A 6,829-nucleotide genomic window follows, 5' to 3' on the forward strand; every position below is an offset into this window, starting at 1 on the left:
GGTCCTCAGCCTAGGACGCCGCGCCCCGCGCGAGCGCGCACCACTGCTGCCACGCGCCTGCACCGTGCGCGGGTTCGGCGTACCCGTGGCTGGTGCGGACGATCCGAACGCCGGGGCCGTCGAGCCAGGACGCGATCAACCCGACCTCCCCTGCCGTCGCGCCACGCAGCGGCGACGGGTCGGGCAGCACCGCCTCCGCGGACAGCGTCAGGGCGTCCACCACCGGCATCGGCGGGACGCCCCGCTGCGCGACACCCGCGGAGGCGAGCCTGCCGCTGCGGATCACCGCGAACTCCCAGCCGCCGCCGTCGCGGGGGCGGGCCGCGATCAGTTCGTCGACGGCGGCGACCGCGGCGAGCCGTTGGCAGCGGCGCAGCGCCGTGCCGAGGGCGGCGGTGCGGTCCCGCTGCCGGGCGGCGCTCTCGAACAGTTCGGTGGTCGCGAGGTGGTCGATCCGGGCGCGCAGCCGGTGCAGGGCGGTGTCGTCGGCGCCGCGGATGAGGGCGCGGGCGGCGTCGACGGCCGCGCCGTACCCGGCCGGGTCCTGCGGCTCCCCGCCGGCCGGGCAGCCGCCGACCGCCGCGTCCGGGCAGTCCGCCCCGTGCAGCTGATCGGGTCGAATCTTTTTGGTGCAGCTGCGGATTCGGCATGCTTCGGCGATCGTGGCTGCCACGTCGGCGGCGTCGGTGCGGCTCGTGAACGGGCCGAGGGCGTCGGGTCGCGGCGTCCGCGTGATCGAGAACCGGGGAAACGGTTCCTCGGTCATGGTGATCCACCACGCGCGTTTCGGGAACTTCGAGCGGCGGTTGTAGGGCGGGGCGTGCGCGGCGAGCAGGCGCAGTTCGCGCACCGCGGCCTCAAGCCCGTGCGCGCACTCGACGTGGTCGACGCGGGTGGCGAGGGCCACCATCTCCTTCATCCGGGCACGGGTCTCGGATCCGGTGAAGTAGCCGCGGACCCGGCGCTGCAGGTTCACGGCGGTGCCGACGTAGAGGACCTCGTCGGAGGGGCCGCGGAACAGATAGACGCCGGGGGTGCGGGGCAGGTGCGCGGCGAGCCCCCGCTTGCCCCGTTGGGCCGCCGACACGTTGGGCAGGTAATCGACGAGCTCGGGATAGCTGTGCACGCCGAGGTTGCCGACCCGCTCGATCAGGGCGTGCAGAACGTCGACGGTGGCGCGGGCGTCGTCGAGGGCCCGGTGCGTGGGTCGGGTGGTGACCTGGAACAGGTCGGCAAGGGCGGACAGCTTCACCGACGGCGCCTCCTCCCTGGACAGCACCCGGCGGGCGAGCTTGACCGTGCACAGCACCTGGAACGGCGGCCAGGCGAGGTCGAGCCGCGACGCCGCGGCCTTCAGGAATCCGACGTCGAACGGTGCGTTGTGGGCGACGAGGACGGCGCCGCGGGCGAACTCGAGGAAGCTGGGCAGCGCCCGCTCGATGCGCGGGGCGTCGACGAGCATCGCGGAGGTGATGCCGGTGAGCTGGACGATGTACGGGGGCACGGTGCGACCGGGGTCGACGAGGGTGCCGAGTTCGCCGATCACCTCACCGCCGCGGATCTTGACCGCGCCGATCTCGGTGATGGCGTCCTCGCCTGCGCTGCTGCCGGTGGTCTCGAGGTCGACGACGACGAAGGTGGTGTCCCGCAGCGGGGTGTCCAGCTCGTCGAACGTCAGCTGGTGTGCGGCGTCACGGGAACTCACCTGGCCGAGGCTAGGCGGCGGCACCGACAGGCCCGCCGACACGCCGTTCCGGCCGTGTTGAGACGAGCGTCACACGGATCCGGATTTGCCGTCGGCGTCGGGTCGGCGCCGCCGTCCCGCCCGGCGGATGTCGCTACCGGGTTGCGGGCTCCATGCGGCGGGCGGCCCCGCGCCGACCGAGTGGTCGGTTGTGATCGCCCGCAGGGTACTGAACTGGACGAACGAACCGTGCTGGTGCGGGTGACGGGCGTCGTCGCCGGGTCCGCGGCAGGCGGCGGGTGAACACAGACCAGGTGGTCGTTATCGGTTTGTGATCAAGATCGGGCCGGACGGTCGGTTGGTGGGCGAAACGCGACAATTGTCCGGTTTGCTCGCCCGGTCGAATCGACAGCGGCGGGGGCCTTTCGTAATCTCGTTGAGACCTTGCGGAGTCTTGCCGCGCCACACCGGCGCAGCATCGCGAGGTACCGCCTAATCGATGGCCCGCAAGGGAATCGAATCGGGGACCCACGTTTCCACTGGGGTGAATCCCGTCGGAGCGCAGCCGCGCGCCGCCGGGTAGGGCTGATCTTCCCAGCCCGAACCCGTCAGCTAACCCGGTCGGCGGCAGAATGGAAGAAAGGCCCCTCCTTTCGTGGCAACACCGATCATCAAGGCCCGGCGCGTCGCCGTCGCAGGCATTCTCGCCGTCGGCGCGATCACCGCCTCCGCGGCGCCCGCCCTTGCCGAGCCCGTCACGGTTCCCGGCGTCGGCACCTTCGACATCCCCGGCGTTCCCGCGCAGACCATCGAGATCCCCGGGCTCCCGCAGCTCCCGGTCCTCCCCGGCGCCCCCGCGCCCGCCCCTGCCCCCATTCTCACCGCAGGCCAGAAGGCCGTCGAGGCGGCAGCCAGCAAGATTGGCTCGCCGTACGTGTGGGGTGCCGCAGGCCCGGACGCCTTCGACTGCTCCGGCCTGATCCAGTGGGCCTTCAAGCAGGCGGGCCTGAACCTGCCGCGCACCAGCTACGACCAGGCGGCAGCGGGAACGCCGGTGGCCACCAACGCGCTGCAGCCCGGTGACGTCGTGTCCTTCTACGGCGGATCGCACTCGGGGATCTACGCGGGCAACGGTGAGGTCATCCACGCCGCCACCTCCGGCACCCCGGTCAAGCGCGCCCCGATCGCCTCGATGCCGATGGACGGCGCCCGCCGCTACTGACATCGCCGCTCGCCACGCTCGGGGAAGAAGCGTGGCGGCCCAGCCGCCGACGGGCCCGTCGATCCACACCGGATCGGCGGGCCCGTCGGCGTATGCGGGGGTGGGTCACCGGCGGGCGGAATGTCCGGAACACCGGGGTGGACATCACGGCGGGCCGTTCCGTAACCTTGCCGAGACCTTTCGGTGAAGAAAAGAACAGGAGCACCCGGCACGTGGCGTCACTGAGGACGCGGTCTACCGCGATCGCAACCGGGCTGCTTTCACTCGTTCTCGTCGCGGCGGGCACCGGGCCCGCGGTGGCCGACCCCGCGATCGACAACCCGACGGCCGCGCTCGAGCGGCTCGCGGACCTGTCCCGCAAGGCCGAACAGACCACCGAGGCGATGCACAACGCGCAGATCGACCTCGACTCCAAGCTGTCCGTGCAGCGCGACGCCGAGGCCCGGCACGAGCAGGACCTGCGCCGTCTCGACGAGGCCAGGGCGACGATGGCCCGGTTCCAGCCCGCGGTGGACCGGCTCACCGTCGCCAACTATCAGGGCGGCCGCGTCAACCGGCTGTTCGCGGTGATGGTGTCGGACTCGCCGCAGCAGCTCCTCGACCAGATGTCGACGCTCAGCGTGCTCTCCGCGGACACCGCCGCGCAGGTCCGCGAGTTCACCGAGGCGAGCGACGCCGCGGTCGCCGCGGAGGAGTCGTCCCGGCAATCCGCGGACGACGCGAGGACGGCCACCGAGCACGCCCGCTCGATCAGCGACGACCTGCAGCGAACCCAGAGCGACCTGCAGGGCCAGATATCCCAGGTCACGGCCGCGTTCGCGGATCTGACCAGCGCGGAGAAGGACACCCTCGCCGGGTCCGCGTTCCCGCCCGGCTTCGACCCGTCGACGGTCCTCGCCGGCCTGGTCCCCGGCGCGAACTCCAGTGCCGTGCAGGCGGCGCTCACCCAGGTCGGCAAGCCCTACGTGTGGGGCGCGACCGGACCCGACGGCTACGACTGCTCGGGCCTGATGGTGTGGGCGTACAAGCAGATCGGCAAGGTCCTGCCCCGCTCGAGTCAGGCGCAGGCCGCGGGCGGAACCCCCGTCCGCAAGGAGAACCTGCAGCCGGGCGACCTGGTGCTCTACTACTCCGACGCCTCGCACGTGGGGATGTACACGGGCAACGGGAACATCGTGCACGCCTCCACCTTCGGCGTCCCGGTGAAGGTGGCGCCGGTCGACGCGTACCCGTTCTACGGCGCGCGCCGGTACTGATCATCGAACGGGGGGACGCGCCGCGGCCGGCTCGCCGCACGATCCGGACCTGGGAGGCGCTGGCGCTGGCCGGGTTGCTGACCGTCGTCGCTGGCGCGGCCGGCCTGGTGCTGCAGCAGCCCTCCGTCGAATCGCAGCAGGCGCCAACCGCGGAGCAGGCCAACCCGTTCGAGGAGGCGCGCCGCACCGGGGTCCGCGACCTGCTGGACCGATGGTCGGCGGCCGTCCGCGCCGGGGACGAGCCCGCGCTCGCCGCGCTGTTCGACCCGGGCGCGATGCCCGAATTCCTGCCCTCCGAGGTGCGGAGGATGCACGCGCTGGCCGCGGTGCCGCTGGCCGACTTCGGGTACGAGATCGGCCGCGGCCCGGAAACGCCGGTGCCGACCGACCTCGCCGAGCAACTGCAGGCCACCGATGTGTGGGCGCCGCAGGTGTATCTGCGCTACGCGATCGCGGGCGCCGATCTTGGGCCGACCCGCAAGCCGGTGGCGTTGGTGGTGGCGCGGCGCGGCGAGCAGTGGAAACTCGTCTCCGACCGTCCGCTCCCGGAGTACGACCGCCGAACCTGGCGTGGGCCCTGGGATTTCGGCCCGGTGACCGTCCGGACCGTGCAGACCGACGGCGGGACATCGGTGGTCATCGGCCATCCGTGGCAGGACGAGCGGGTCGACGCGGTCGCCGCCGACCTCGTGGCGGCGGTGCCCGCCGTCACCGAAATGTGGGGTCCGAACTGGTCCCGCCGAGCGGTGGTGCTGGTGACCGCCGAGCAGGACGAGTTCGCCGCGCAGGTCGGCACCGAGCACAGCGGCGCCGACATCGCGGCCGTCGCGACCTCCGATGCGGTCGCGCCGGACTCCGGTGCCGTCACCGGGCAGCGGGTCGTGTTCAGCCCCACCGCGGGCAACCGCCTGACCGAGGGGGCCCGGCGGTCGGTGCTGCGTCACGAACTCACCCACATCGCCACCCGGGCCGACACCCTCGACGGGTCGCCGATGTGGATGCTGGAGGGGTTTGCGGACTACGTCGGACACCGCGGCTCCGGTGTCGACGTCCATGCGGTCGCTCCGACCGTGTCCGCCGCCGTCGCGATGCACGGACCCCCGGACCGACTGCCCGCCGACGCGGACTTCGCGGCAGGTGGTGAACGCGCAACGGTCGCATACGAATCGGCGTGGACGGTGGCGGCGTTCATCGCGGACCAGTTCGGGGAGGACCGGCTGCGGTCGCTGTACCGGGAACTGGCGGCGGGACCCGTCGAGGCGCCGGTTGCCGACGAGCGGATCGAACGGACCCTCGGAATCGACAGCCGGGAACTGGTTGGGCAGTGGGGGTCCTGGCTCGCGGCGCGGATCTCGTGACCGACCCTGCGGCGCGGCAGGTTCGGGTACCGAATACGGTGGACGGATGCGCCGAACCCTGTTGGTGACGAACGACTTTCCACCGCGACCGGGTGGTATCCAGTCCTATCTGCAGTCGCTGACCGCCGCGTTGCCCGCGAACGAGCTGGTGGTGTACGCGCCGCGGTGGCGCGGCGACAGCCACCGCAGGTTCGACGCCGCCCAGCCGTTCGAGGTGGTCCGGCATCCCACCACGCTGATGCTGCCGACCCCGCTGGTGGCACGGAGGGCCGCGAAACTGGTGCGCGCGCACGACTGCGACAGCGTCTGGTTCGGTGCGGCGGCGCCATTGGCGTTGCTTGGCCCGCACCTGCGACGGGCGGGGGCACAGCGGATCGTCGCGAGCACGCACGGCCACGAGGTCGGCTGGTCGATGATCCCCGGGGCACGGCAGGCGCTGCGCCGGATCGGCGACACCACCGATGCGATCACCTATGTCAGCAAGTACACCCGGCGCCGGTTCTCCGCCGCGTTCGGGCCGCACGCCGGCCTCGAGCACGTCCCGCCCGGCGTGGACAGTGACCGCTTCCGCCCGGACCCGGCGGCGCGGGCCGAGCTGCGGGCCCGGTACGGCCTTGGCGAGCGGCCGACCATCCTGTGCCTGTCCCGGCTGGTGCCGCGCAAGGGTCAGGACGTCCTGATCCGGGCGTTGCCGCGGATCCGGGCGGCGATCGACGGTGCGGTGCTGGTGATCGTCGGCGGCGGCCCCTACGCCGAATCCCTGCGCAGGCTCGCGGTCGCGGTCGGCGTCGAGGAGCACGTCGTGTTCACCGGAGGGGTGCCGTCGGCGGAGCTCGCGGCCCACCACACCATCGCCGACGTGTTCGCGATGCCCTGCCGCACCCGGGGCGCGGGACTCGATGTCGAGGGACTCGGGATCGTGTTCCTGGAGGCCTCCGCGACCGGCGTCCCGGTGGTTGCCGGCGATTCCGGTGGCGCCCCGGAGACGGTGCGGGAGGGGGAGACCGGGCACGTCGTCGACGGCCGGTCGGTGCGGTCGGTGGCGGACACGATCGTCGCGGTCCTCTCGGACCGTGACCGGGCAGCGGCGATGGGCGTCGCCGGCCGCACCTGGGTGTCCGAGCAGTGGCGCTGGGATGTCCTCGCGGCCAGGCTGGCCGCGCTGCTGTAAGTCGCTTGCGGCGCCGTGCGTGATTTTTACCCCGATCGGGGTAAAAATCAGGCTCTTGTGACGTGTCCGTGGGTGGAACCCCGTACCAAATGAGGCGCACGCCGTTCTCCCAGTAGCGTTCTGGATTGTCTAGAAACA

5 protein-coding genes and 1 riboswitch are annotated in these 6,829 nt (G+C 72.2%); of the genes, 4 read left to right on the forward strand and 1 reads right to left on the reverse strand.

The window, feature by feature from the left end:
* Window positions 1-10: 10 nt before the first annotated feature.
* Window positions 11-1,705, reverse strand: a complete 1,695-nt coding sequence (locus ACFWQG_RS15045) for a DEDD exonuclease domain-containing protein (RefSeq protein ID WP_378508422.1) — start codon at window positions 1,703-1,705, stop codon at window positions 11-13.
* Window positions 1,706-2,163: 458 nt separating this feature from the next.
* Window positions 2,164-2,327: riboswitch (cyclic di-AMP (ydaO/yuaA leader) on the forward strand.
* 12 nt (window positions 2,328-2,339) lie between these two features.
* On the opposite strand from ACFWQG_RS15045, the gene ACFWQG_RS15050 reads away from it, so the two are divergent.
* The 4 genes from ACFWQG_RS15050 (at window position 2,340) to ACFWQG_RS15065 (ending at window position 6,691) form a co-directional block, all read left to right on the forward strand.
* Window positions 2,340-2,906 carry an NlpC/P60 family protein gene (locus ACFWQG_RS15050; protein WP_378508423.1) on the forward strand — a complete coding sequence of 189 codons (567 nt, stop codon included), beginning with the start codon at window positions 2,340-2,342 and terminating at the stop codon, window positions 2,904-2,906.
* 212 nt (window positions 2,907-3,118) lie between these two features.
* Window positions 3,119-4,162 (forward strand): NlpC/P60 family protein, encoded by a 1,044-nt coding sequence (locus tag ACFWQG_RS15055; protein WP_378508424.1) that lies wholly within the window; start codon window positions 3,119-3,121, stop codon window positions 4,160-4,162.
* Window positions 4,163-4,236: 74 nt separating this feature from the next.
* Window positions 4,237-5,520 carry a peptidase MA family metallohydrolase gene (locus tag ACFWQG_RS15060; RefSeq protein WP_378508425.1) on the forward strand — a complete coding sequence of 428 codons (1,284 nt, stop codon included), beginning with the start codon at window positions 4,237-4,239 and terminating at the stop codon, window positions 5,518-5,520.
* A gap of 46 nt (window positions 5,521-5,566) precedes the next feature.
* Complete coding sequence (locus ACFWQG_RS15065; RefSeq protein WP_378508426.1) at window positions 5,567-6,691, forward strand: glycosyltransferase family 4 protein; 1,125 nt, start codon at window positions 5,567-5,569, stop codon at window positions 6,689-6,691.
* Window positions 6,692-6,829 lie beyond the last annotated feature (138 nt).

It is taken from the genome of Rhodococcus sp. NPDC058532 (assembly GCF_042719255.1).
In the GTDB taxonomy this organism is placed as follows: Bacteria; Actinomycetota; Actinomycetes; order Mycobacteriales; family Mycobacteriaceae; genus Rhodococcus_G.

Coding starts and splice junctions, on each gene's coding strand:
- ACFWQG_RS15065 (WP_378508426.1), top strand. CDS start 5,567: ATGCGCCGAACCCTGTTGGTGACGAACGACTTTCCACCGCGACCGGGT.